Source organism: uncultured Mobiluncus sp. (assembly GCF_902488535.1).
Lineage (GTDB): Bacteria > Actinomycetota > Actinomycetes > Actinomycetales > Actinomycetaceae > Mobiluncus.
Genome location: NZ_CABTWO010000001.1, coordinates 179,641 through 203,791, shown reverse-complemented (window position 1 = coordinate 203,791; position 24,151 = coordinate 179,641). Strand labels below are relative to the sequence as shown.

General features: G+C 59.1%; 21 protein-coding genes. 11 read left to right on the top strand and 10 right to left on the bottom strand.

Translation table 11 applies throughout. The features are described 5' to 3' along the window. Nucleotides 1-603: 603 nt before the first annotated feature. The 5 genes from RDL66_RS00850 to RDL66_RS00830 all read right to left on the bottom strand — a co-directional run bounded on the left by RDL66_RS00850 (nucleotide 604) and on the right by RDL66_RS00830 (nucleotide 3,151). Nucleotides 604-963: a helix-turn-helix transcriptional regulator gene (locus tag RDL66_RS00850; protein WP_299296839.1), complete on the bottom strand. Its 360-nt coding sequence runs from the start codon at nucleotides 961-963 to the stop codon at nucleotides 604-606. Between the two features lie 82 nt (nucleotides 964-1,045). Further along, nucleotides 1,046-1,225 carry a hypothetical protein gene (locus RDL66_RS00845; RefSeq protein WP_299296842.1) on the bottom strand — a complete coding sequence of 60 codons (180 nt, stop codon included), beginning with the start codon at nucleotides 1,223-1,225 and terminating at the stop codon, nucleotides 1,046-1,048. Beyond that, a complete protein-coding gene (locus RDL66_RS00840) occupies nucleotides 1,206-1,379 on the bottom strand; it encodes a hypothetical protein (protein WP_299296844.1) in 174 nt (57 codons plus the stop codon). Before RDL66_RS00840 ends, RDL66_RS00845 begins: the two co-directional genes overlap by 20 nt. 288 nt (nucleotides 1,380-1,667) lie before the next feature. Next, nucleotides 1,668-2,816, bottom strand: coding sequence for a hydrogenase formation protein HypD (hypD, locus tag RDL66_RS00835; protein ID WP_308534591.1), 1,149 nt, complete (start codon nucleotides 2,814-2,816; stop codon nucleotides 1,668-1,670). Nucleotides 2,817-2,881: 65 nt separating this feature from the next. Next, a complete protein-coding gene (locus RDL66_RS00830; protein ID WP_282922534.1) occupies nucleotides 2,882-3,151 on the bottom strand; it encodes a HypC/HybG/HupF family hydrogenase formation chaperone in 270 nt (89 codons plus the stop codon). A gap of 70 nt (nucleotides 3,152-3,221) precedes the next feature. Between RDL66_RS00830 and hypE the strand changes: the two genes are divergently transcribed. Continuing rightward, the gene (gene hypE / locus RDL66_RS00825; protein WP_308534590.1) at nucleotides 3,222-4,382 is read left to right on the top strand and encodes a hydrogenase expression/formation protein HypE; all 1,161 of its coding nucleotides are present in this window, start codon (nucleotides 3,222-3,224) and stop codon (nucleotides 4,380-4,382) included. A gap of 161 nt (nucleotides 4,383-4,543) precedes the next feature. Here hypE and hypF read toward each other — a convergent pair whose 3' ends face one another. After that, nucleotides 4,544-6,868, bottom strand: a complete 2,325-nt coding sequence (gene hypF, locus RDL66_RS00820) for a carbamoyltransferase HypF (protein ID WP_308534589.1) — start codon at nucleotides 6,866-6,868, stop codon at nucleotides 4,544-4,546. An 89-nt stretch (nucleotides 6,869-6,957) separates the two neighbouring features. Here hypF and RDL66_RS00815 point away from each other — a divergent pair, with 89 nt between their 5' ends. From RDL66_RS00815 to RDL66_RS00790, 6 genes are all read left to right on the top strand, one after another. Then, a complete protein-coding gene (locus tag RDL66_RS00815) occupies nucleotides 6,958-7,308 on the top strand; it encodes a hydrogenase maturation nickel metallochaperone HypA (protein WP_308534588.1) in 351 nt (116 codons plus the stop codon). Nucleotide 7,309: 1 nt separating this feature from the next. After that, the gene (hypB, locus tag RDL66_RS00810) at nucleotides 7,310-8,098 is read left to right on the top strand and encodes a hydrogenase nickel incorporation protein HypB (RefSeq protein ID WP_308534587.1); all 789 of its coding nucleotides are present in this window, start codon (nucleotides 7,310-7,312) and stop codon (nucleotides 8,096-8,098) included. A gap of 126 nt (nucleotides 8,099-8,224) precedes the next feature. Further along, entirely contained in the window at nucleotides 8,225-9,436 is a 1,212-nt protein-coding gene (locus RDL66_RS00805) for a hydrogenase small subunit (protein WP_308534586.1), read from the top strand. Continuing rightward, nucleotides 9,436-11,178 carry a nickel-dependent hydrogenase large subunit gene (locus RDL66_RS00800; RefSeq protein ID WP_308534585.1) on the top strand — a complete coding sequence of 581 codons (1,743 nt, stop codon included), beginning with the start codon at nucleotides 9,436-9,438 and terminating at the stop codon, nucleotides 11,176-11,178. The genes RDL66_RS00805 and RDL66_RS00800 overlap by 1 nt, the downstream gene beginning before the upstream one ends. Beyond that, nucleotides 11,175-12,509, top strand: a complete 1,335-nt coding sequence (gene cybH / locus RDL66_RS00795; RefSeq protein WP_308534584.1) for a Ni/Fe-hydrogenase, b-type cytochrome subunit — start codon at nucleotides 11,175-11,177, stop codon at nucleotides 12,507-12,509. Before RDL66_RS00800 ends, cybH begins: the two co-directional genes overlap by 4 nt. Nucleotides 12,510-12,519: 10 nt before the next feature. Continuing rightward, nucleotides 12,520-13,152: a hydrogenase maturation protease gene (locus RDL66_RS00790; RefSeq protein WP_308534583.1), complete on the top strand. Its 633-nt coding sequence runs from the start codon at nucleotides 12,520-12,522 to the stop codon at nucleotides 13,150-13,152. A 14-nt stretch (nucleotides 13,153-13,166) separates the two neighbouring features. On the opposite strand, the gene RDL66_RS00785 is transcribed toward RDL66_RS00790, so the two are convergent. Continuing rightward, entirely contained in the window at nucleotides 13,167-13,565 is a 399-nt protein-coding gene (locus RDL66_RS00785; protein ID WP_308534582.1) for a hydrogenase maturation nickel metallochaperone HypA, read from the bottom strand. Nucleotides 13,566-13,588: 23 nt separating this feature from the next. Between RDL66_RS00785 and RDL66_RS00780 the strand changes: the two genes are divergently transcribed. The 4 genes from RDL66_RS00780 (at nucleotide 13,589) to RDL66_RS00765 (ending at nucleotide 16,035) form a co-directional block, all read left to right on the top strand. After that, a complete protein-coding gene (locus RDL66_RS00780; RefSeq protein WP_308534581.1) occupies nucleotides 13,589-14,842 on the top strand; it encodes a nickel-dependent hydrogenase large subunit in 1,254 nt (417 codons plus the stop codon). Nucleotides 14,843-14,904: 62 nt separating this feature from the next. Next, nucleotides 14,905-15,132 (top strand): HypC/HybG/HupF family hydrogenase formation chaperone, encoded by a 228-nt coding sequence (locus tag RDL66_RS00775; protein ID WP_295027885.1) that lies wholly within the window; start codon nucleotides 14,905-14,907, stop codon nucleotides 15,130-15,132. A 149-nt stretch (nucleotides 15,133-15,281) separates the two neighbouring features. After that, nucleotides 15,282-15,668, top strand: a complete 387-nt coding sequence (locus RDL66_RS00770; RefSeq protein WP_308534580.1) for a hypothetical protein — start codon at nucleotides 15,282-15,284, stop codon at nucleotides 15,666-15,668. 10 nt (nucleotides 15,669-15,678) lie between these two features. Continuing rightward, the gene (locus RDL66_RS00765) at nucleotides 15,679-16,035 is read left to right on the top strand and encodes a hypothetical protein (RefSeq protein ID WP_297723938.1); all 357 of its coding nucleotides are present in this window, start codon (nucleotides 15,679-15,681) and stop codon (nucleotides 16,033-16,035) included. A gap of 130 nt (nucleotides 16,036-16,165) precedes the next feature. Here RDL66_RS00765 and RDL66_RS00760 read toward each other — a convergent pair whose 3' ends face one another. The 3 genes from RDL66_RS00760 to RDL66_RS00750 form a co-directional block, all read right to left on the bottom strand. After that, nucleotides 16,166-16,588: an Hsp20/alpha crystallin family protein gene (locus RDL66_RS00760; protein WP_308534579.1), complete on the bottom strand. Its 423-nt coding sequence runs from the start codon at nucleotides 16,586-16,588 to the stop codon at nucleotides 16,166-16,168. A gap of 228 nt (nucleotides 16,589-16,816) precedes the next feature. Further along, nucleotides 16,817-17,869, bottom strand: a complete 1,053-nt coding sequence (locus RDL66_RS00755) for a uroporphyrinogen decarboxylase family protein (RefSeq protein WP_308534578.1) — start codon at nucleotides 17,867-17,869, stop codon at nucleotides 16,817-16,819. 325 nt (nucleotides 17,870-18,194) lie between these two features. Next, the gene (locus RDL66_RS00750) at nucleotides 18,195-23,951 is read right to left on the bottom strand and encodes an LPXTG cell wall anchor domain-containing protein (RefSeq protein ID WP_308534577.1); all 5,757 of its coding nucleotides are present in this window, start codon (nucleotides 23,949-23,951) and stop codon (nucleotides 18,195-18,197) included. Nucleotides 23,952-24,151: the final 200 nt, after the last annotated feature.

Below are 24,151 nucleotides of genomic sequence, written 5' to 3'. Positions count from 1 at the left end.
CCGCGTCGGCGGCTCAACTCCGCCGGGTTGGGGCCCCGGGGGGTGGTGGGGGGGGGGAAGGGGGGGCCCCCCCGGCCGGAATGAGCCCCGCGGGGGCGACCCCCCCCCCGGGGCGCACGAGCATTAGCTCGCCAACTACGAGGTCCTTCGCTGCGACCTCGGCCGCTGTGCCGTCGTGTAGCACCGTCGCGGTCTGCGGTACCAACTTCAACAGTGCCCGCAGTCCGCCCTGGGCCCGGTCCATCGCCTTGTCTTCCAGTGCCTCGGCGATCGAGTACAGGAACGCTAACGCCGCGGCCTCTCCGACGTAACCGAGGATCACCGCGCCGATCGCGCTGATTGTCATCAGCAAGCCAATGCCAAGCTTGCGCTTCGTGACAAGGTTCCGGATCGCCCCGGGCGCGAACGTATACGCCCCTAGCAGCAGGCCAACCCAATACAGTACCGTCGCGGGCGCCTCCAAGTCGGACCAGTCCAGCGCCAGGCCTATGCAGAGGGCTACGCCGGAGAAGATCGGCAGTAGCAACTCGGGGTCCTTCCACCATGGCCGATCGAGAGCTTCGATCTCCGTGGCGGGTTCGTGTTCGCATCCACATGCTGAACTCATGCGTCCGCTCCTTTCTCGTCGCAGCCGGGCACCAAGCACTCAGGGTCGATGCACGGGGCGTTTTCGTCGACAGCCAACGTCGCGTTCACCAGTCCGTTGAGCGCTGCCGCGAGCTGCGGATCGGCTATTTCGTAGCGTGTCTTGCGGCCCTCCGGCTCGGCAACGACGATGCCGCAGTCACGCAGGCAGGTCAGGTGGTTCGAGACGTTCGAGCGGGTTAGGCCCAGGTCGCGCGAAAGTACGGCCGGGTAGCTCGGGCCGTCTAGTAGGGTCATCAGGATTCTGGAGCGCGTCGGATCCGCCATGGCCCGGCCGAGCCGGTTCATGACGTCGAGGCGTGAAGCAATAGTCAGCATGTACTGAACTATACAGCGAGTGCTGAACTATTTCAAATGGACTGAGCTGAAAGTCACGCGAAGGTCCTGCGACCTGTACGAATTAGTCGATGGGAGAAGCGATGACTGGTCCTTCGCGGTTCGGCTGCCAACCCAACGCGGGGGCGGCATGAGTGGCGAAGTTGTCCAAAATCTTCACGTCGACGTCCCCCATCCTGGTGGGGATGGTGATGAGCAGGGTGTCGGCGGATATGACGATGGCGTCAGCTTTTGAGCTGCTCAATGAGCTTGTCCGGCTCGGCTGCGTAGGTGCCACCGAAGGTGGTGGAGCCGACATCAAGTAGCGCATCTACCTGGTCGGAGCCGGAGGTCTGCAGGCCGAACCGGACCATGTCGGCGCCGTCGACGATGGGGAAGAAGGGGCGGGACACCGACACGCGGGTTATGCGGATTGTACGAGGCTATGCGGAAACAATAGGAGTTACGGAGCCGGGGCAGAGGGGCCGGATCTCTCCTAGGCTCAGAGTTTTAAAGGGGTCCAGAGTGCACCCCATATTGTTTCCGCAAAACCTATAAGTGTTTCCGTGCGCCCTATAAGTTCTCTGTGTACTGATGTAATTACTGTTTCCTGATTGTTGCAGTCTAACGACAAAGTAACTTTGCAACGACATACCGTCGAGTTCAAGTTCAACGTCTAGCCGCGCGCGGGCCTAGTCCTAGCGAGCCTAGTCCTCTATCACGATGGCGTGGGCGGTTTCCCGGTCGATACGGCCGAAGTTATAGAACGCGGCACAGGCACCTTCGGGGGAAACCATGCAGGTCCCGATGGGTTTCTCGGGCGAGCAGGCGGTGCCGAACACTTTGCATTCCCACGGTTTAATCCGCCCGGTCAACACGGAACCGCATTCGCAGGCCGGCGGGTCAGGCACCCGCTGGCCGGGAACGTCAAACAGCCGCTCGGCGTCCCAGGCGGCGAACTCCTCAGAAATCCCCATGCCGGAATACGGCATCCACCCCAAGCCACGCCACTCGAACGTGTCGCGGGTGGCAAACACGCGATCCAGCAACCGCAAAGCCGCCGGATTCCCGCCATCGCGCACGACCCGAGAATACTGGTTTTCTACCCGAGCCTCGCCACGGTCTACCGCCCCGCTGGTGTACTGGTCGATGAGCATCGCCACGGACTGCAAAATATCCAACGGCTCGAAACCGGTCACGACCACGGGTTTGTTGTATTCCTCGGGCAGGAATTTGAACGCGTCAGACCCCACCACGGTCGCCACGTGACCCGGCCCGATAAACCCGTCAATCCGCGTCTCATCAGCCCCGACGATGGCCCGCAAGGGCGGCTCAATTTTGACGTGGTTGGAAAACACAGAAAAGTTCCGCACCTGCTGTTTCTGTGCCGCCACCAGGGTCACGGCGGTGGAAGGCGCGGTCGTTTCAAACCCGATAGCAAAGAAAACAACCTGTTTATCCGGGTTTTCTTTGGCAATTTTCAGGGCATCCAATGGGGAATACACGAACCGCACATCGCAACCGCGCGCGCGAGCCTGCAACAAGGACCCTTGTGAACCGGGAACCCGCATCATGTCCCCGAAAGTCGTCAAAATCACGTCCGGCTGATTCGCCAGCCACAGCGCGTCGTCCACCCTTCCCATCGGAATAACGCACACCGGACAGCCGGGACCGTGAATAAACTGGACGTTTTCCGGCAGCAGATGCTCCAACCCGTGACGGTAAATCGTGTGGGTGTGGCCTCCGCAAATCTCCATAAACGCTAGCGGGCGTTCAAAATGGGCGGCCTCAGCGTTGATGCGCCCCACCAGTTTCCGGGCGAACTCGGGGTCGCGAAATTCGTCAACGTACTTCATCTCGTGATTGCTCTCTTCTCGACAGATTCCTCGACAGACTTCCGTGCGGGCGCTGGGGAGCTGCCCTAATCCGCTGAAGTCGTCTTAAACTGTTCCAGCTCGCTCTCAAACTGGCCCAGTTTCTTAATTTGATCCAGGGTGGTGGCGGCTTCCGCAGCGTCAATCTTGGACATGGCGAAACCGACGTGCACCAGCACCCAATCGCCGACCTTAACGTCCTCATCCATCAGCAAATCCGTGGAAATCATGCGTTCCACCCCGGACAGTGACACTTTCGCCCGTCCGCTTTCCGCCTCGTCAAATGCCACAATCTCGGCAGGCACTCCCAAACACATCGGCTGCTCCCTTTCCATAGACCTTTCCAGGTTACTTGTATTTTCCCAGTCCGTCCAAAAGATGAAAAAGGTGAGTCGTTTGTGCGATTATCAATGTGTGGATCCGAAAAACCGCCTGAATCAAGATGAATTGCAAGTGAACTCGAATATCGCGCGGGTACGCCGCCGCGGAATGCAGCTGAAAGACGACTATGTGACGCTTTCTCACGGGGCGGGGGGTAAGGCTTCAGCAGCCCTGGTCGAACAGGTTTTCGTTTCCGGTTACGGCAACGAGGTGCTCGAGGAACTGACCGATGCCGGGGTGCTTCCCCTAGCGGAACTGCTTACGGGTTTGACCGGGGAGGGCACAAGCCCGGTGGGCGGCAAACTCGCGATGTCTACCGATTCCTATGTGGTCAATCCCCTGGTTTTCCCCGGCGGCTCCATCGGGGAACTGGCGGTGAACGGGACAGTCAACGACCTGGCAGTCAGCGGGGCTATTCCGAAAGTCATCAGTGCCGGTTTCATCCTGGAAGAGGGCCTGCCCATCGCGGATTTGCGCCGGGAAGTCCAGGCGATGCGCGACGCCGCCGAGGCGGCGGGAGTGCGGATTATCACCGGCGATACCAAGGTCGTGCCCCAGGGCAGCGGCGACAAGCTGTTCATCAACACGGCCGGAGTCGGGATTGTGCCCGCCGGTAGGGAACTGGGCGCCAGCAAAGTGCAGCGTGGGGATCGTTTGATTGTGTCCGGCGCGATTGCTGACCACGGTATGTCGGTCATGATGGCGCGGGGCGACCTGGCTATTCAGGCTCCTATTGAATCCGACACGAGGGCGGTCAATCACCTGGTCGAAGCCCTGATGGAGGCCGTCCCGGAGACCCGCTGGATGCGTGACGCGACCCGCGGCGGCTTGGGAACGGTGTTGAATGAGTTGGCGATCGCGACCGGCTGGGGTATCGCCGTCGAGGATGAAGCCGTGCCGGTGCACGAGATGACTCGTGGCGCGTGTGACATGTTGGGGATTGACCCGATTTATGTCGCTAACGAGGGCATGTTTGTGGCGGTGGTTCCGGCTGACCAGGCCGATGCGGCCGTGGCGGCGCTGCGGAAACTGCCCGGCGGTGAGGAAGCGGCGAATATCGGTCGGGTCGTGGCCAAACCGGAGTCCTCGGTCGTGATGGTAACCGCGTTTTCTGGCACCCGCATGATAGACATGCTGGTCGGCGACCCGCTGCCGCGGATTTGTTGACCCAAAAAGCCTGCGAGAATCCCGCAATACCCGCTCGGATTGTGTTTATAAGGTGAAAATAGGGCATTAGCTGCCATTATTGGCAGCGATTGCCCATATTCCACCTTATATTCCACACACTCGCCAATTAGCAGTGGCCAGATTACAGGTCAGAGTGCCCCTCAGCAGGCACCGAGAACCGCCGCCCACGCTTGCCCTAGGCTGAGGCCCCCATCGTTGGGCGGCACGTTGCGGTGAGTCAGTACCCGATATCCGCTCTCCTCCAAGAAATCCACAAAGTGCCTGGTGAACAGCCGATTGAGGGCGACCCCGCCGGTCAGTCCCACCGTTTTTGTGTCGGCCTTTTCGGCGGCTTCACGGGCCTGATTGCCCAGCAGCTGCGCCAACCCCACGTGGAAGGCCCAAGCCCGCTGGCCGACCGGCCGGTCTGTCTCGCCCAACTGCTCGACGAGTTCCAGGTAGCCATCGACCTGCGGCAAATCCGCCTTCGGGTGGGCTTTTGCCCAGCTGGTGGCCACACGTTCCAGTTCCATCGCGGCCTGGGCCTCATAGGTCACCTCGGTGCGAATCCCTAAAATCGCCGCGGCCGCATCGAACAGCCGTCCGCAACTGGTGGTCTCAGTCACCCCGAAACCGCTGGCCAGCTGGCTTTTCACCAGTTCTAGTTCAGTTGATTTGCCTTGCCGCGCCCCGATTTCGGCGCTGATTGCCTCTGTAACCCAGTCCAGGCCCCAATCCTGGGCAATCCCCAACGCGACCCGCCAGGGATAGCGCACCGCCCGGTCGCCACCGACCAGGCTGAAAGTCGGTACGTGCGCACTTCGTTGCCACTGCGAACCCTTAATGTCCAGGACTTCTCCACCCCAAATGGTGCCGTCTGTTCCGTAGCCGGTGCCGTCCATCGACACCACGACCGCCGGATCGAGCCAGGAATGCTCCGCCAACAGGGAATAGGCGTGGGCGACGTGATGCTGCACCTGGGCCAGTTCGATGTCATGAGCGGTGGCGTAGCGCTCGGCCCAGCTGACCGTGGAATAGTTCGGGTGCAGGTCACACACGATTTTTTCGGGTTGTTGCCGCTGGAAGTTCAGCATTTGTGTCACGGCCCGCCCGAACGCCTCCTGGCTGGCGAGAGTGCCCATATCGCCGATATGTCCCGAAATATGTGCCCAGCTCCCGTGTGCTAGGCAGAAAGTATTTTTCAGTTCTCCGCCCACCGCCAAAATCGGCACGGTAGCCGGCCGCGACAGCGCCACCGGCAGCGGCGCGTAGCCCCGAGAGCGCCGCGAAGGAATGGTGACCTGCGAGTTTGCCAGAAATACGGAGTCCTCCATCGGCAGGTGAATGTCGCGGTCGTGAAACACGAACGCATCGACTATTCCTGCCAGTCGCTCGGCGGCATCTTCGTTCGTGAAACACAGCGGTTCTCCCGCCAGGTTTCCCGACGTCGCCACCAGCGCCATCTGGGCACATTCCCCGCTTAACAACTCCAGGTGCAGCGGCGCGTAAGGCAGCAAAATCCCCACGTCCCCCAACCCGGGGGCAATCGCGGGGGCCAGGTCATATTCCGGCCCGAAAGGCGCAATCACAATGGGCCGGGCGGCAGTTTGCAGGGTATGCAACTGGTCCGCGTCAAGCTGAGCCAGCCGGGCCGCGGCCGCAGCATCTCCCACCATGACGGCAAACGGCTTATCCCCCCGATTCTTCCGTTTCCGTAGCCGCGCGACCGCCTCCTCGTTGCGGGCGTCACACATGAGGTGAAAACCGCCGATGCCTTTCACCGCCAGGATTTCCCCGGCACACAGCCGCTGGCGGGCTTCGTCCAGAGCCGCAGCTATCAACGGGCGGCGATCCCCCGCGGGCGGGCGCAAGTCCGGTGCGTCAGCCGGGCTGACCCACAGCACCGGCCCACAGTCGTAGCAGCTGACAGGCTGGGCATGATAGCGCCGGTTGGTCGGGTTCGTGTATTCCTCGTGACAAGCGGGACACATGGGAAACTTCACCATAGTCGTGGTGTCGCGGTCATAAGGGAGGTCCACCATGATGGTGGCGCGTGGCCCGCAGTTCGTGCAGGTGGTGAAGGGGTAAAGGTAGCGTCGGTTCGTCGGGTCAGCCATCTCGGCTTGGCAGTCGGGACAGGTGGAGGTGTCTGGAGGAATCAGCGTGCGGGCGCCGGAACGACGGCGGGAGGGCACAATACGAAACTCAGTTTCGCCCTCCTGCTCAGGTAAGTCCCTGGACACGTTGCGCAACACGCTGGCCAGCGGAGGCAGGGTCGCCAGCATGGTTTCCATGAAACCCTCCACCGCTGCGAGCGTGCCTTGGGCCTCGATAAACACCGACTCGTCGTCATTGCCCACGAAACCGGTGATGGGGAACTGGGCGGCGACCTGCGCAACGTGCGGACGGAAACCGACTCCCTGCACCACACCCCGCAGCTCATACGCTCGGCGCATCTCTAACCTCCTGTCCGCAATCTGGCTCACCCCTAAGCCTAGTAGCTCTCACGCCCCAGAGCGGAAAACGGTAAGGTGGAATGCGCCGCGAGGAACCCAAAACCTAGTGAGGAGACACTATGCACGAAGTCGCCCTGTCCCAGCAACTCGCTCGCGTGGTAGCGCGCGGGGCGGCGGGACGTGAAGTATTGTCTGTCCAGGTAGAAGTCGGGCATCTGCGTCAGGTTGTGCCCGAGGCGCTGCGTTTTGCCTGGAGCGCGGTACGGAAAAACACCCTCCGGGGTCCCGCCGAACTGCAGATCACGGAAATCCCGGCAGTTGTCGTCTGTCGGGAATGCCAGGCGAAAACCCAGCTGGGCGAGTATCTGGATTTCCGTTGCGCCCAGTGCTCTTCACGCGATGTCCAGACAATCAGCGGCGAAGAGTTTAGAGTGGTATCGATAGATGTCACGCCAGAGAGGAATCACTAAGATGGGACGTTTTCATCGCCACGACGACGGCACAGTACACGAACATGACCACGGGGATCACCCCCACCACCACGACCACGGCGAGTATGTGGCCGACCCGGAAGTCATCGGGGATCATTCTGGATACGACACCGAGCGCGAACGCATCGAGATTCTGGAAGACATCTATGCGGAAAATGACCACTTAGCCCAGCACAATCGGGATTCGTTCGCCCAACACGGGGTGAAGGTCGTGAATCTCATGAGTTCACCAGGGTCGGGCAAGACGACTTTGTTAGAGCGTACTTTGGCGCAGCTGCAGGGCAAACTGCGGGTCGGGATTATTGAAGGCGATATTGAGACGCCCCTGGATGCCGAGCGTTTGGGCGGTTACGGCGCCCAGATTTCGCTGTTGAATACCGGTCACGGTTTCGGCGGGGAATGTCACCTGGATGCCCCGATGGTGCATCATGCCCTGGACGACCTGGATCTCAGCCAGCTGGATTTGGTCATTATCGAAAACGTGGGCAACCTGGTGTGCCCGGCCGAATTCGATGTCGGTGAAACCGCGAAAGCTATGCTGTTCTCAATCACGGAGGGCGAGGACAAGCCGTTGAAGTACCCGGTCATGTTCCGCTCGGTGAAAATCGTGGTAGTAAACAAGATGGATTTGGCTCCCTACTTGAACTTCGACATGGACAAATTCCGCGGCTACCTCGAACAGGTCAATCCGGGCGTGAAAGTTATCGAGATTTCTGCTCAGAATGGCGACGGCGTCGACGCGTGGGTTAAATGGCTGGAAGAACTGTAAATTAATCATTTCCCTTTTGCGAAAAGACGCCAAGATTTTTACCCAATTTTTAGGCTCAACTGCGAAAACGCGGTAGGATAGTAGCACGGACGTTGTTGTCCATTTCGTACTATTGAGGGACCGCATATGAGCTATGAGATTAAACCCTGGCGGGCTGGAACGCTCGCTGAAAACCTTGCCAGTGCCGGCGTGAGCCGACGTGACTTCGTCAAGTTCTGTGCCGGTTTGGCAGCTATCTTCGCGGTAGGAACTCCCGAACTGGCTCATGCTTCTGCAGCGAAGACTGCTGGCGAAGAACTGGCCGACAAACTGGGGGCTATCACAAAACCGAACGTGGTGTGGCTCCAGCTGCAGGAATGCACCGGCTGCATGGAATCTGCGCTGCGTTCCGGCGGCACCACGGTGGAAGAAGTCGTGCTGAATCTGCTGTCCGTCAACTACAACGAACTCGTGATGGCTGCCTCCGGGGAAGCCGCCGAAAAAGCCTTAGCCGATACGAACGCGAAGGAACACATCCTGGTCGTCAACGGTTCTATTCCGCTCAAGGACGGTGGCATCTATTGCACTATCGGCGGGAAGTCTGCCGAGCAGGTGCTGCGTGAATCCGCTGAGAATGCCACCATGATTCTGGCAGTCGGGGCCTGCGCGGTCTTTGGCTCGGTACAGGCCGCCAAACCCAACCCCACCGGCGCAGTTGGGGTGGACGAAGTCATCAAGGACAAGCAGGTCATCAACGTGTCCGGTTGCCCTCCGATTGGGGAAGTCATCACCGCCTCCCTGGCTTACATCCTGACCCACGGCAAAGCCCCCGAGCTCGACTCCGAGGGTCGCCCGCTGTTCGCCTACGGCCAGCGCATCCACGACTCGTGCCCGCGCCGCCCGCACTTCGACGCCGGCCAATACGTGCGCACCTTCGACGATGCCGGAGCCCGCGAAGGCTGGTGCCTCTACGATGTGGGTTGTAAAGGACCTTCCACCTTCAGCCCCTGCCCGATTTTGCAGTGGAACCTCAAGGCTGGCTGGCCTATCGGCGCTGGTCACCCCTGTATCGGTTGTACTGAACGTGATTTCTACGATCGTTTCACACCTTTCTACCAGAAACTGCCCACGGTTCCAGGCTTCGGCGTGGAAGCCACCGCAGAAAAGATTGGTCTGGGCTTGACCGGTGTCGTCGCTGCTGGCGTGGCGGTTCATGCCGGTGTGACCGCCGCTCGTGCCGCCGCCGACCGCAAAGCCACCAAGAACTCCCCGATGGCCGCATTCGGCGATGCCCCCACCGATTCCCCCAGCCCGTCATCAACCGGGCAAGCTACTGAACAGAACAGCGAGGCTAAGTAATGGCAGAGAAAGTTCTCATTGATCCGTTGACCCGTATTGAGGGTCACCTGCGTATCGAGATGGAAACCGAAGGCAAACAAATTAAGAAAGCCTGGAGCGTCAGTACCCAGTTCCGCGGCATTGAAACCATCGTCCAGAACCGCGATCCCCGTGACGTGTGGGCTTTCGTCCAGCGGATTTGTGGGGTTTGCACCTCGGTACACGCCATCGCTTCCATCACCGCGGTAGAGGATGCGATTGGTTCACAGCCGCCGGAAAATGCGCGGTTGATTCGCTCCCTGGTTCTGGGTTCGCAAGAAATCCAAGACCACGTCATTCACTTCTATCATCTGCACGCCCTGGACTTCGTCAACGTGGTGAACGCCGCCAAAGCCGACCCCCAGAAAACTCTGGAGTTCGCTCATTCCATCGGCTCGAAGTGGCGTGGCAACAACCTCAAGCGTTTCACGGAAGTTCGGGACACGGTGCAGCAGGTGCTGGATTCCGGCCAGCTGTCGATTTTCACCGGCGGCTACTGGGATCACCCCGACTACCGCCTACCTCCCGAAGCTGATTTGATGTGCGTCGCCCATTACCTGGACGCCCTGGATTTCCAGCGTTCTATGATTCGCATCAACACGGTGTTCGGCGGCAAGAACCCCCACCCGAACTTCCTGGTGGGCGGCATGGCTTGCTCTATCGACCCGAACTCGTCAGAATCCATCAACCAGGTCCAGCTGGACCAGATTAAGACCTGGATTGACGAAATCATCGAGTTCGTCAATGACTGCTACTATCCCGATGTTTTGGCTGTGGCCGGGGTTTACAAGGATTACTTCGATATTGGCGCGACCCACCCGAACTACCTCGCGGTCGGTTTGGCCGGCTCGACTTTCGGCGGAGATCCCAACAAGTCCCGCATCTCTTCTGCGCACACGGCAATCAAGCCGGGTGTCATCATGGACGGAGACATCACCAAGGTTCTCCCCTTTGATCCGCACAAGATCGAAGAGTTCGTCAGCTCTGCCTGGTACGAATACTCGGTGGGTGACGATAAAGGTTTGACCCCGGACAAGGGTGAAACCACCGTCAATTACACCGGCCCCGAACCACCTTTTGAGTGGTTGAGCGACAACGATAAATACACTTGGTCGAAAGCGCCGCGCTATGACGGCAAGCCGATGCAGGTCGGTCCGGTGGCGCGCATGATGTTGGCCTACGCTCAGGGATACGAACCCGTCAAAGAGTTAGTTGATGGGGCTATCGAAGCCCTGGGGATTACCCCGGCACAAGTCAACTCCACGATGGGTCGGACGTTCGCCCGCGCCGCCGAGGCCAAGGTTTCCTCCCAACTGCTGTTGGAGGACTACAACGCCTTGGTCGACAACATTAAGGAAGGCCGGATTGACGTTTTCGATGCCAGCAAGTGGGAGCCCTCCAGCTGGCCGGCACAGTGCCAGGGTTACTCGTTCGTCGAGGTCGCCCGCGGCAACCTATCTCACTGGGTCTCCATTAAGGACGGCAAGGTCGAGCGGTACCAGGCGGTCGTGCCTACCACCTGGCTGGCCGGGGGACGTGACGCTAACGGCGTGACCGGCCCTTATGAAGAATCCTTGATGGGCAGCGGAACTCACCCGCTGGTCGATCCGAAAGCTCCGCTGGAGCCGATGCGTACCATCCACTCCTACGATCCGTGTATGTCCTGTGGGGTACACATCCTCGATCCGGACGGAAATCTGATTGGTGAGGCGGTGACCTCATGAGTACCGAGAGCACTCCCGCCCCGGATACGCTGACCGGTGGTGCTGCCGCGGGAACCGCGCAGGCCAGCCCGGCTCCCAGCGCGTCCCCGCAGGATCAAAAACAGATTGAGTTCTTTGCGGCGGACAGCAACCAGGCGGACGGTATCGAGGTTGGCGGCGGTTTCAGCTGCTCTGACCTCTCGATGCGCCGACTGCTGGTCATGGCTGCGGTGTCTCCTGAAAACAGCACCGACCCGGTCGATATCGCCCTTAAGAACTCCCTGCGCTACCGGTTCCGCCACGGCGCCCCGAATGTCGACATTCCCGCCGCGGACTTCGATCCCCCGCAGGAACGCCGCTATTCTCTGGCGCGTATCGCTGACATGAAACGTACCAAGACGGGCGAATCCAGACCGACCGTGATTGCGCGCGGCGATTTGGAATCCGTCATGAACGTGGCCCAACCCAAACGCGCTCAACGTACCCTGCTGCGTAAGAACGCCCAGATGGCGGGCTCGCGCGGCTACCGCTGCCTGGGGGTCGCCACCGCTACCGTGGATGAAAACGGTGAGCTCACTCCGTTCCAGATGGAAGGTTTCGTCAACGTCCGCCCGGTCGGCACCGGCCTGCAGGGCGGCGACTTGACCCCCACCACGGAGGACTGGGTTCGCTTGAGCGTATGGTCTGCAAGTCTGCGTTTCCTGCACTGGCTGAACGTATTGCTGATTGTGATGCTGTCCATCACCGGTTACTACATCATGGATCCGTTCTTTGGCGACACGTTCTTCCGCGGCGTCGAAATCGGCTACCTGATGGGGATTATGCGGTTTATCCACTTCACCTGCGCATTCACCTGGATGGCGGTCGGCGCGGTTCGGGTGTTTATCGCCTTCTTTTCCAAGGACCGCTATATGCGCTGGGAAACGTTCTGGCCGTTAAAGAAAAAGCAAGATTGGCAACACCTGGGCGAAACGTTGGGGTTCTACCTGTTCCTGCGCAAGGAATGCCCGCTGTACGTGGCGCACAACCCGCTGCAGCAGCTCACCTACACCTCGATCTATGTCCTGGGAGCTATCCAGATGGTCGTTGGCTTGGCGCTTTACGCGTTGCCCCACCGCTACGAGGGCATTTTCTGGCAGATTATGGCCGCTCCGAACGACTGGATTGGCATTCCGCAAATGCGGCTGATTCATGCCGCCATCATGTTCCTGTTCTGGGGTTTCGTGATTGCGCATATCTATCTGGCTTTCCGCGCGGATTCCCTAGAACGTCACGGCGGCATCTCGGCCATGATTTCCGGCGGCGTGTGGATGCGCCGCACGTCAAAGCCGGTTGACGCCCCCGAACTGTAGAAAGGTTTTGATGGCTCAAAAGCCTGCCGCGATTACGCCAGCGGATCGTTCCGCTGAGTGTTCCCATTCACCAGACGCCCCGGACCAGCTCGATGGTCAAGTTCCGTTGCCGGATATTTCCGACGTCGACCCCACCGGCTGGGCCGGGGCGCGTTTTACCGTCCTGGCGGTGGGCAACCCGATTATGGGCGACGACGGTATCGGTCTAGAGATTTTGGCTGGCCTCCAGCAGCTCCTACCCACCCGTCCCGCCTGGCAGGCTGCGCAAAAGGCCGGTGAGTTGGCTTTGCTGGAGGGCGGTACCGGCGGTATGGAGCTGGTGCCGGTGGTGCAGGAAGCTGCACAGCTGTTGATTCTGGATTCGGTAGCTCCCGGTAACGGACGTGCCCCCGGTCAAGCCCTGCATCTGAGCGGGGATCACGTGCCGCGCCTGCTCTCCATGAAAATTTCGCCTCACCAGGTCGGTTTGCTCGATATTTTGACGTCGGCACGCCTGACCGGCAAGGAACCTCAAGTGCTCGAAGTCGTCGGGGTGGTCAGCGAAAACGTCGATTTGCGCCTGGGACTGACCGAGAGCGCCCGCGGCGGTATCCCCCGCGCGGTCGAGCTCGCGGCGGAAATCCTCGATTCTTGGCTCAGTTGAGAGTCCGGCGCTGACTACGCTGACTGGGATGGCTCCGCGGCGTGGCTAGCGTCCCCCGGCGCGGTGTCCCACTGCACCCAGGCGATTTTGAACTCTCGCCCGTGAGTCAGGTTGCCGGTCGGCATCCCACATTCCGGGCAGGCCAGGGCGAAAAACTCGTCGATGGGCACGTCCTTGGCACAACGTGGACAGTAGACGCTGGCGGGAATCATGGTGACTTCCAGCTGTGCTTGGGCGCAGATACTGTCCTGCCGGGCTATTGGCCAGGAACCATAGAGCGCCTCGGGAATCGCCCCGGACATGGTGCCAACCTCAAGCGCGACCTTTTCAACTCGGGTAACCTGGGAATCAGCCTTTGCGGCCGCCGTTTCGACCGCTGCCACCACCGAAGTTAACAGCCCAAGTTCATGCATAAACTAATTGTCTCAGGAGAATCATGAAAATCAATCTTGACGAAATCATCGACCCGATGGAGGGACGCATCGTCGTCACCCACGATTCTTCCGGCCATCCCCACGCCCGCTTTGACCTGCAGGGTTTACCGCGGGTGGATGCCATGCTGGAGGGCCAGACCGCGCTCGAAGCCCTGCAAATGACCGAGCACCTGTGCGGGATTTGTCCGGTGGCGCATCATCTGGCTGGAACCCGGGCGCTAGATGTGTTGAGCGGTTTGCCCCCGATTGCTCCCGCGGCGCAACTCACCCGCCGACTGCTGCACTACGGTTCTATCGTCGAAGCCCATTCGCTGCGGTTTTTAATGCAGGACCGCGAAGCCGGGGTGGCGCTGAAACGGATATCGAAAAAGATGCTGGTCGCGGCCGGTTCTCCGGGTCATTTTCCGGCAACGGCAGTGCCCGGCGGGGTCAGCGTGTGGCCCACTGTCCCGGCCTTGTGCGACCTGTCCGCAGACCTGGCCGCGGCGCGAGACATCGCCGAGCACCTCTGCGATTCAGCCTTAGCACCCCGCCCGGAAACGGTCACAACCGGCAACTTTACCGGAGCGGACGTGGCGCTCATCGACGCCGACGGCAACCCTGACGTGTTTGGGACCAGGATCAGAGTGACGCGGGGCACCAGCACGGTGGACGAGTTTGATTTCTCTCGGTGGAATGAGCGGGTAACGGAGGAAATTCCCGATTCCCCCGCCCCGCGGCCATACTTGCGGGCTGACGGACCTGAGAAAGGGCTCTACCGGGTCGGGCCGGTCGCTCAGCTTTCCATCGGCACTTTGCCCACCCCGCGGGCGGCGGCCGCACAAGAGCGGTGGCTGGCTGGCGCACGCGACGCCGCCGGGGCGCGTGCCATCATCACTTTGCATGTCTTGGAACGGACCGAAGCCTTGACCCAGCAGCTCACTCAACTCGTGGAAAGCTCTGACCTGGGAGAACTCATGGATCCGACGACCGTGCAGTTCACGCCCGGTAGCGGTACCGGACTGGTGGACGGACCGCGCGGCATCCTCGCCCACACCTTTACCATCGGAGCCGACGGCACGATTCAAGCGGCCCGCATCCTCACACCCACCGCTCAAAACGAACCCTGGCTGGCACAACTGCTGACCCAGGCTTATGCCCTGGACCAGGCACAACAGAGCGGCGCTTGGGAACAATCCATTCGCGAAGCCGACCCCTGCCTACCCATCAGTTCCGCCCCTGCCGGCCAGATGGGACTGAAAGTCGAAAACGTCTAGAATAGGGAGAGCGGGAGCGTTTCGGCCAAAGATTCGCATTCCTCTGTGGAAAGGACCCAGTCATGTGCGTAGGAGTGCCCTGCCAGATTTTGTCGATTACCCCCGGCGTGATGCCGATGGGACGCATCGACGTGGCTGGTCAAGTGCAAGATGCCTGTATGGCCTACGTTCCCGAAGCGCGCGTGGGCGATTATGTCCTGATTCAAAACGGGTTCGCGATGAACCTGCTGACCGCTGAGGAAGCTCAGGAATCCCTGGACACCTGGCGGGAACTGGGCATGATTTCCTAACGTTTCAGCGTTTGGACAGGGTCATGGTGTTGACCGCGACGAATCCGGATTTGCGTAGCAACCCGCAACAGCGCCAGTTTTTATCGATGTTAGGCAAACCTGTGTAGAATAAATGCTAGGTTTTATCCGCATTCAAGTAAGGATTCATAATGGCATGTTTTCTTGTTCCCACCGCTGAAGCTGTCGCGGTGACGGCTGTGAAAAAGCATCTCGCCCATAAAGCCAAGACCGGCGAAGCCTCGGAAAAGTCCGAGCGCACCCTGATCTTGGTTCGCAAACTGAACTGGCTAACGAACCTGCTGTGGGGCGGAGCTGTTCTGTTGATGTTTGAACACTTCTGGCATGGCGAAGTCGTGCCGTATTTCCCCTTCCTCACGGCGGCCGCCAACCCCGCCGACGCGCGGCAAATGCTCTTTGAGATGAGCACTACCGGGGTCGGAATGGCCGTGCTGGTGACGGTCGTATGGGCAGTCGGACTCGCGGTTATTCGCGCCACCGAACGCCGCGGTGTCACCGAGACGAACCCGAAAGCGTAAGGAGCCGGACATGACCCTATTGATTACTCTGTTTGCCGCCATTGCCTCGACCGCTTGGTGGTATTCCCACGCTCCCCAATCCAAAATGCGGGTAGACCTGCTGTGCTGGATGTACTGGGGCGCTTCCCTGATGTGGATTGTGGACTTGATTTCTGAATACATCGCAGACGGTGTTGAGGTGTTCAACCCCGAGCCTCTCGATATGCTCAACGATGCCTACCTGGGCCTGTTCGTGGTGGCCTTGGGCGGCATGATTTGGGCGGTTTACTTGATTGTCAAGGATCCGCGTGGCGTGCGTCCCCCGCTGGATGCCCCGGTCACTACGGAAACCCCCGCAGAAGTTGCGGATTCGGTTTCTGTCGGTTAGTTTTCACTAGCGAGACTTTCCACAAATTCGACATTCTCCCCGGTCAAGCACTTTGACCGGGGAGAATTATTTTTCATAAGGGCGGGGCCAGGGTTTCCACCAGCGTTGTGGTGCCGTGCCCGCGCCGCCGCTAGTTTTCGATGACCTTATCGGCGTCGCCGCCCACCGCGACCTGAATCTTGCGCGGCTTGTTCTCTTCGGCGACCGGGATAGTCACGGTCAGAACCCCGCCTTCATAAGTGGCGGCAATCCGATCGACTGCCAAGCCATATCCCAAGGTCAGCTGGCGAGCAAAGGTCCCGGCGGGACGCTCGCGGTTCAACCAGTGCAGATCCTCGCCCTCAGTGGGTTTGCGCTGGGCAGAGATAGTCAAGGTGCGGTCCTCGACGTCGATGTCAATAGTCGCGGGATCCACACCGGGCAGATCCACGCGGGCGACGAACTTGTCACCCTCCCGGTATAGATCCAGGGGCATCGCCGGGGTCGCCGGTAAGTGCATCGCGGTGTTGAACATGCGATCGATTTCAGCAAACGGGTCACGATATGTAGCCATGATTTGTATCCTCCAGTTAGTTTTGCAGTTTCTCGTTTTCAGTTTTCGGCTGTGGTTCCGGTTTTCCCGGTTCCATTCAGTACAACAACCAGATTAGCACTCTTATTCCCAGAGTGCCAGCTAAACTTGATACGCCTAGGCTCAACTTTGTATTTTTTGACACGTATGTGCTGGTAGAAGGCATAAATTAAGCTGAGGGAAAATCCGGCGAGGGCCGCCGCAAAACCGTTAAAACCGGTAGTCGTGGATAAAATCGACCAGCCGGTGAACCTCAGCGGGGTCCGATTCCGGATCCAAACGACCCGCCACATTAAAGACATGAGCGGGGGCGCTCAACCCGGATTCCAGCACCTGGCGCGCTGCGTCCCGCACCTCATCACAACCGAGCAAAATGAGGTCCGGGTCGAGGTTACCCTGCAGGACTTTGCCCGGCGCGATTCCGGCCGCCTCCGCTAGGGTCAGTTCATCACCAACACCAAGCACATCAACGTAAGGGGCGACCGAGGACAGCAAATGTTCAGCGCCGAGGCTGCAAGAAATCCTGGTGATGTCATCGTCAAACTCGTTGAAAATATCGCGCGCGTAGGATTCCGCCAGGCACGCATACTCCCCCTCGGTCAGCGTGCGCACCCACGGATCGACCATCTGGATGACTTCGGCTCCCCCCCGCACTTGTGCAGCCAGGAAATTCCGCACCAGCCTCGAAGTCCAGCTCATCAACCGCTCCCAGTTGCGCGGCTGGGACTGCATGAAGATGCGGGTCTGCAGGTTTTGCGGGACATTGGCAGAGCCTTCCACCAGCAGTGACGACAGCACGAACGGCGCTCCGGCGATAGCGATGAGGGCTTTTTCCGGCGCCAGTTCGCTGCGCTGTGCCCGGCTGACCGCCTCGACTCGCGACCAATCGGGGTCGGGCAAGGCCAGAACCCGGTCCACGTCCAAAGTGGAGTGCAGCGGCCGCAGCGGCTGACCGCGAGGATCAATTTTGCGCACCAGGTCAAAACCGACCAGCCGCAAGGGAAACAGCACGTCAGAAGTACATAGGGCGGCGTCTACGCCGAATTGGCTCACCGGGGTCAGCGCGGTTTTCACCCCGACTTCAGGATTCAGGAAATAATCGACTTGCTCGCGTACGCTCAAATCCTGCCAATTGTCAGGATGCTCAAACACGGACTGACCCAGGAACCACACCGGGGTGGAATCGGGACGTTTTCCGCGGTAAGCCTGGCGGATAGGGGCATCTGTTTTCGCCGCCGTGTGAGCTGTTTCTGTCTCGTTCACAAGGTGTTCCTGGTCACTTTCCACGGTCGGTTTCCCCCTCTTTGTGATTAAGTGTAGCTCTCAGCAGCAAAGTCCACGCTCAGAATCACGAATTTATACCCCGAGATGGCCCCGAAAAACGAAACCCCAGCCAAACCAGGGCGGACTCCCCCTACCGCACCCGCAACTGTGACTGCGCACCCTAAAAATCAACAGTCCCCGGCCCACCGCAAACGCGGCGAACCGGGGACATATTCAGTTAATACTCCTGGTCAAACCAGGGGGTCGGGGGTTCCCTCCGCAGCAAACGCCTGAGAGGGAGATCCCGAATCAGCCCTGAGAATCCTCAGTGTTTCTTTTCCTCGCGGCGGCCTTGACGAACGAACATCAAACCACCGGCAATCATCACCAACGCTGCCCCGAGGAGTACCGGGATTGCAATCGCACCGGTACGTGCCAGAGCCTGCGGCAGACGCGGCTGACTCGTCACCGTCAGCGGAGCAATCGTGCGCGGCGCTTCGTTCACACCAGCCACCGGAGGCTTACCGGGCTCGGCAACACCCGCCTTGGGTGTATCCGTGACTCCGGCAATCACAGGGTTGTCAGGGTCAGGCAGTCGGTCACCTGGCTCGATGAATCCGATGCTTCCACCAGATCCGCCCGGTCTCGGTGCCGGTTTGATGGTCGCACTACCCTTGCCCTTCACGGTCGCCGGCTCGTCCTTGCCGTCGTCCTGTGGGTCATAGGTTACGGTCACGGTGTAATCCGCCTTTTCGGTCGGCTCGGTGGGAGTACCGGAGATGACGCACGCCTTCTTCATCGGGTCGTAGGCAATGGTCAAGCCCTTGGGCAAGCCCTGAGCCTTGCAGGACAGGATTTCTGCTCCGCCATCGTTGGTGACGGTAATGACCACCGGGTCAATCTCCTGGTTCACCTGACCCTTGATTTCCGGCAGGTCGGCAGGAATGCTCGGCTTCACAGAGCAGCCGTTCTGGTCGACTTTTGTACCGCCAGGTGTGTTGGGGCACTTGTCGAGGTCATCGTTGATGCCGTCGCCATCGCTATCCTTCGGTTCAGGTTTCGCGATATTGATGGTGTTCTTTGCCGCCGGAGCCTGCTTGTATTCCTTGGTTCCGTCATCAACCGCGTTGTAGGTCACGGTGACGGCGTATTCCCCGCCCGCTTCCTCAGTCGGAGTACCGGAGATGACACAGGCTGTCTTGTTGTTGACATCGTTCCACTTGATAGTCACACCCTTCGGCAGGCCGGTTGCCTGGCACTGACCCAGAGCAGCCTTGCCGTCGTTAGCCACCGATACGGTGATTTCCGCAATCGGCTCGCCAACCTTACCGGTAATAGCGGTAGCATCTCCCAAGCGCGGAGCTACCGAGCAGCCGGTTTTCTTATCGACCTTAGCTCCTGCAGGAGTGTTGCGGCACTGGTCGACACTGTCGTCCACACCGTCCTTATCCTTATCGGAGTCGACAATGCTCACGTCGCCCTCACCCTTGACGGTGCCGGTAGTGTCGCTACCGTCATCGACCGGGTCATAGACGACCTCGACAGTCACCTTGTTGGAGGCTTCCTCCGTGGGGGTGCCCGAGATGACGCACGCCGTGCCCTCTGCGTTCAGCGCAATCTTCAAACCGTTGGGCAAGCCCGCAGCTTTGCACTCCAGAATCTTGTTTTGGCCCTCATTACTGATGGGAACCACAACATCCTTGATAGGTTTGTCGATTTCACCGTTCACATTAGGAACCGTATCCACCTGAGGTTTCACGGTACAGCCATCAGCGTCGACCTTGGCTTTAGCAGGAGTGTCGGCACACTTATCCTTGCTGTTGGGAACGCCATCATTGTCGCCATCTTTATCGCTGATGATGACCTTGGCTGCACCAGAGGCGTACAAGTCGCCGTTCTTGCCGTCGTCAACCGGGTTGTAAACCACGCCTACGGTGTACTTGCCGTCAACCTTTTCGGTAGGCGTACCGGAGATGACGCACGCAGTGTGCTCAGCGTTCCACGCCACCCCTAGTCCTGCCGGCAGACCTTTGGCTTTGCAGTTGTTCAGGACAGTCAGACCCGGATTATCCACTGTCACGGTGACATCGCTGATAGGTTTACCAACCTCACCATTAATATCGACAACACCGGAGATAACCGGGGCTACGGAACAGCCCTTCTCGTCGACCTTGGCGCCAGCGGGAGTTCCCGCACACTTATCCACATCATTGCTGTAGCCATCCCCATCGTCATCCGAGGGAGCCGGCTTCGTGATGTTAATGTCGCCGTCCTGAGAATCGCTACCGGTCGAGCCGTTATCGACGGGCTCATAGGTTACCGTCACGGTGACTTTCCCGCTGATCGGATCGGTAGGTGTACCGGTGATTTCGCAAGACTTGCCATCGGCAGACACCGCGATACTCAGACCTTGCGCCAAACCGGTGGCAGAGCAGGCGAACTGGGTGTGGTTCGGGTTATCTACCGGAATCACCACAGGCGTAATAGCCTGATCCGTTTCGCCTTCAATAGCAGGGACGGTTCCCACGGTCGGAGCTACAGCACAGCCCTTCGCGTCAACCTTGGTACCGGTTGGCGTATCCGGGCAAGCATCGTTGTCATCGTTTACGCCGTCATTGTCACTGTCTTTAGGTGCGGGAGGCTCTATCGGTGTGGAAGGCTCTGCCGGTGTAATCGGGTCCGGAACAACCTCGCAGCCCGGCTGTTTATTCGGGTCGGTGCTGTCTGCCGGATAGACCAAGGTGCCGCTGGGGGTGCCGGGGCACTTGTCGATGTCATCAGTTACGCCGTCGCCGTCCTCGTCACCGGGCTGGGGAGGCACAATAGCGATTTCTCCCTTGACCGGATCAGTGACCTTACTGTCATTGGTGCCATCATCGACCGGGTTATAGGTTACGGTCACCTCGACCTTGCCCGTAGCTTTCGCGGTGGGGGTGCCCGATATGACGCAGGAGTGTTCTGACGCCACGTAATCAATCTTTAGCCCTGCCGCCAAGCCCGTGGCGTGGCAAACCAAATCGGTTGCCTGACCGGGGTTAGCCACCGGAACCTTGACCGGGACGATTTCTTCACCCACAGTTCCAACTACCTTCGGGAAGGAACCGACTTCGGGAGCGACAGTACAACCCGTATCGGGGTTGACCTTGGCTCCGGCAGGAGTTCCCGTGCACTTGTCCACATTGTCGGGCACACCATCGCCGTCCGCATCGCCATACTTGACGATTTGTTGACCGGAGGTTGAAGCGCTGTCTTTCGGTTCGGACGCCTTGTTATCCGGGGAGTCATACTTCACGCTGACGTTGACTTCCACCGGGTCGGTTCCCGCGGTCGGTTCGGTCGGAGTGCCGGAAATCACGCACGCCTTGGCGGTTTCGTCCCAAGCAATCTTCAAACCAGCCACCAGACCGGTAGCCTCACACGAGACGATGGTGTTGTTGCCGTCGTTAGCCACAGGAACGGTAATCGGAGTAATTTCCGTGCCGACCGTCCCCTCAATCAGCGGAACCTTGGTGACCACCGGAGCCTTGGCACAACCCTTTTCGTCCACCGCAGTGTCCGTAGGCGTATTAGCGCAGGCATCGTCCTTGTTCAACACACCATCGTTGTCATCGTCGTCCAGACCTCGGTCGTGAATAAACACGGTCCCGTCAACCTTAAGTTCTTCTTCAGAAGTGCCTGGGGTCGCGTCAGCGCGCTTGTCTGCGTTGTACTTGACATAGACGGTGGCGTTGATGGGGGTGTCCAGCGCCACATCGGTGGTACCGGAGATAACGCAGGCACTTTGATCCTGATCCCATTCCACCTTTAAGCCCTTCGGCAATCCAGCAACCGTGCTTTCCTTAGGCTCAGCGAACACGCCCACACCTTGACCGGACGCCGGAGTAACCGGTTCTACCGCCGGGGCAGGTTCGGGTGCACTCTGGGTCGCCTCTGAGCTTGATTCCTCACTAGATTCGGCAGGCTCGCTGGGCGCAGTGCTGCCCGCAGGTTCTTTGCCGGCACTGGCGGGTTCGCTGGTCTTCGCGGTTTCAGTCGGAAGGGTGTCCCCACCGGTGTAGGTATCCGCTTCACAGCTGGTGATGGTCAGATTGCCGGTATTATTCACAGGAATAATCACCGGTGTGATGGGTTCACCTTTAATACCGGTTACCGCGAATCCCTTGCCCTGCGGATCGTTGATGGTAGGCGCAATAGCGCACCCATCAGCGTCTACTACCGCATCTTTCGGGGTGTTAGGGCACTTGTCATCGTGGTTGTTGACACCGTCGTGATCATCATCACCGGGTTTGGTGATGTTAATCTTGCCCTCAGCCGTGACGGTAGTGTCTTTACCGGCCTTATCCAGCCACGTGGCGCTGACGATATAGGTGCTGTCGACGTCTTTCAGTTCTTCAGGCACGCCCGAGATGACACAGCCACCCTTTTCTGCGTTATAGAAAATTTGCAGTCCCTTGGCTAAGCCCGTAGCGGTACAAGACACTTCGAAACCATCAGGATTATCGAGAGGAACGACCTTTTCCTCGATGAGCTCATTAATGACGCCCGTAATTTCCGGCGCCTCTGCGGTGAAGCTCGGCGCGACCTTTTCCGGCTCTACGAATTCAAAAGAATCCATCGCCATCAACGTGTCGCCCAAGTACAGCGACGCGGTGTAGGCGGTGCCGTCAACCGCATCAGCAGGAACTTCCATAGCACAGCTGCCGGAACCGGGTTCCACGCCGTCACAAGTTTTGACTACTTTACCGGCGGGATCAGTCCACACGACTTTGGAGCCGCCAGGGTGGACGGACTTACCGGTGGCGAAAGCAGTTACTGTTTCTCCGACCTTGTTCGCCACGTACTTGTCCAGGTTGATACCCACGTTGTAGTACGGTGTGACCGCGAAGTGGGTGTTGTACCAGTGAGTGAGGTTGAAGCCCGGCGGAGCTGATGGGATCGCGGCGGCAAACTCGTTCGGGGCGTTCCAAGCGTTGTCGGTAAACGCAGAGTATGCCGGCATGACGGAGCCCTTCGTATCGGTCACATAACCGTAGACATAGTTGCGCTGCGCGTCACTGGCTAAGTACGTCTTACCGTCGACCACTACCTTCTTAAGCCGGAAAGTATCCTTAGAGAACTGGGCGACATAGTATCCGTCATTGTCTACCGTGGCGGTGGTCGTTTCCTGGATACAGCTCGGATTTGCGGTGACCAAGTCTTTCGCGGCTTTCACCCGCGCAATGTTGTCCGAGCCGGCTTTCGTATCGCTCTGTTGAGCTTTGATGGCGCATTCCGGGGTCAGCACGGAGAAAACGACCTTGTAGCCAACAGCAAGGGTGTCATTCCCGTCATAGGCTGGTCCAGAACCTACCGGAGAACCTTGCATTTCCAGCCAGACCCGGCCTTGAATGTAATCCGTGGACTTACCCCGCTCCTTATAAGTCGTGTGGCTAACCGTTTGCCGCTCCGGGGGAGCAATCATATATTCGGCTGGCATCTGGTAGCCAAACAGGGTCACGTTGCTGAAGTACTGCAAATCCACATATTGCGCACCCGCCCCGGTTACGCGCGTTTTTTTGTCATAATCACCCATCACCCGCGGGTTACCACTAGGACCAGCGCTGGCATCACGAACCATGACGACCTGTTCGCCGGTAATCGGGTCATTGAAAGGTTCAAACCACACCTTAATCTTGGGTCGTTTCGCCGCACCCGGAAGCATTACGTGATCTTTACCCGCGGAGTCAGTCCACTTGGGCACGCTGAAGGCATAAGCGCCGTCGGCGGCGCTGGTGTAATTGTTGTGCGTGGTGGCGTAGTAAATGGGTGAGACTTGACCATCCGTGTCCTGCCACCGCATATAAATCTTGGTTCCAGCAGGTACGGCGGTGTTTCCACCATTGTTCACCGCATTGGTGGACTTATCCATAATCACCGCGTAACCAGAGACTCTAGCCCCGCCGGCACTATCCGTAGTACTGGAGGTAGCTTCGATGCCACCCCAACTTTTTAGGGGCCAGGGACCATTGCCTTCAATAGCATCGGCATTGATGGCAGTAGCAACGGTAGTGCCAGGTTTGGCGTAATCGGCTTGAGCAGCCATGTTGAGTGCTACTACTGCACCCAGACCGAGAGCGACTGCACTAAATACGGATATGCCCTTCTTTGTGTGTGTTACCCCTCGGGTAACACTTCTCGTAGCTGAACGACCCATTTGTAAACCTCCGTGTTAAATAGGTGACAGATTGAAAATCGCTTTGCTTAATATGGTATTTGTTATATTCAAGAAACCGAATGCCTTTT

Coding starts and splice junctions, on each gene's coding strand:
- RDL66_RS00850 (WP_299296839.1), bottom strand. CDS start 963: ATGCTGACTATTGCTTCACGCCTCGACGTCATGAACCGGCTCGGCCGG.
- hypD (WP_308534591.1), bottom strand. CDS start 2,816: ATGAAGTACGTTGACGAATTTCGCGACCCCGAGTTCGCCCGGAAACTG.
- RDL66_RS00830 (WP_282922534.1), bottom strand. CDS start 3,151: ATGTGTTTGGGAGTGCCTGCCGAGATTGTGGCATTTGACGAGGCGGAA.
- RDL66_RS00815 (WP_308534588.1), top strand. CDS start 6,958: ATGCACGAAGTCGCCCTGTCCCAGCAACTCGCTCGCGTGGTAGCGCGC.
- hypB (WP_308534587.1), top strand. CDS start 7,310: ATGGGACGTTTTCATCGCCACGACGACGGCACAGTACACGAACATGAC.
- RDL66_RS00805 (WP_308534586.1), top strand. CDS start 8,225: ATGAGCTATGAGATTAAACCCTGGCGGGCTGGAACGCTCGCTGAAAAC.
- RDL66_RS00800 (WP_308534585.1), top strand. CDS start 9,436: ATGGCAGAGAAAGTTCTCATTGATCCGTTGACCCGTATTGAGGGTCAC.
- cybH (WP_308534584.1), top strand. CDS start 11,175: ATGAGTACCGAGAGCACTCCCGCCCCGGATACGCTGACCGGTGGTGCT.
- RDL66_RS00790 (WP_308534583.1), top strand. CDS start 12,520: ATGGCTCAAAAGCCTGCCGCGATTACGCCAGCGGATCGTTCCGCTGAG.
- RDL66_RS00785 (WP_308534582.1), bottom strand. CDS start 13,565: ATGCATGAACTTGGGCTGTTAACTTCGGTGGTGGCAGCGGTCGAAACG.
- RDL66_RS00780 (WP_308534581.1), top strand. CDS start 13,589: ATGAAAATCAATCTTGACGAAATCATCGACCCGATGGAGGGACGCATC.
- RDL66_RS00775 (WP_295027885.1), top strand. CDS start 14,905: ATGTGCGTAGGAGTGCCCTGCCAGATTTTGTCGATTACCCCCGGCGTG.
- RDL66_RS00770 (WP_308534580.1), top strand. CDS start 15,282: ATGGCATGTTTTCTTGTTCCCACCGCTGAAGCTGTCGCGGTGACGGCT.
- RDL66_RS00765 (WP_297723938.1), top strand. CDS start 15,679: ATGACCCTATTGATTACTCTGTTTGCCGCCATTGCCTCGACCGCTTGG.
- RDL66_RS00760 (WP_308534579.1), bottom strand. CDS start 16,588: ATGGCTACATATCGTGACCCGTTTGCTGAAATCGATCGCATGTTCAAC.
- RDL66_RS00750 (WP_308534577.1), bottom strand. CDS start 23,951: ATGGCTGCTCAAGCCGATTACGCCAAACCTGGCACTACCGTTGCTACT.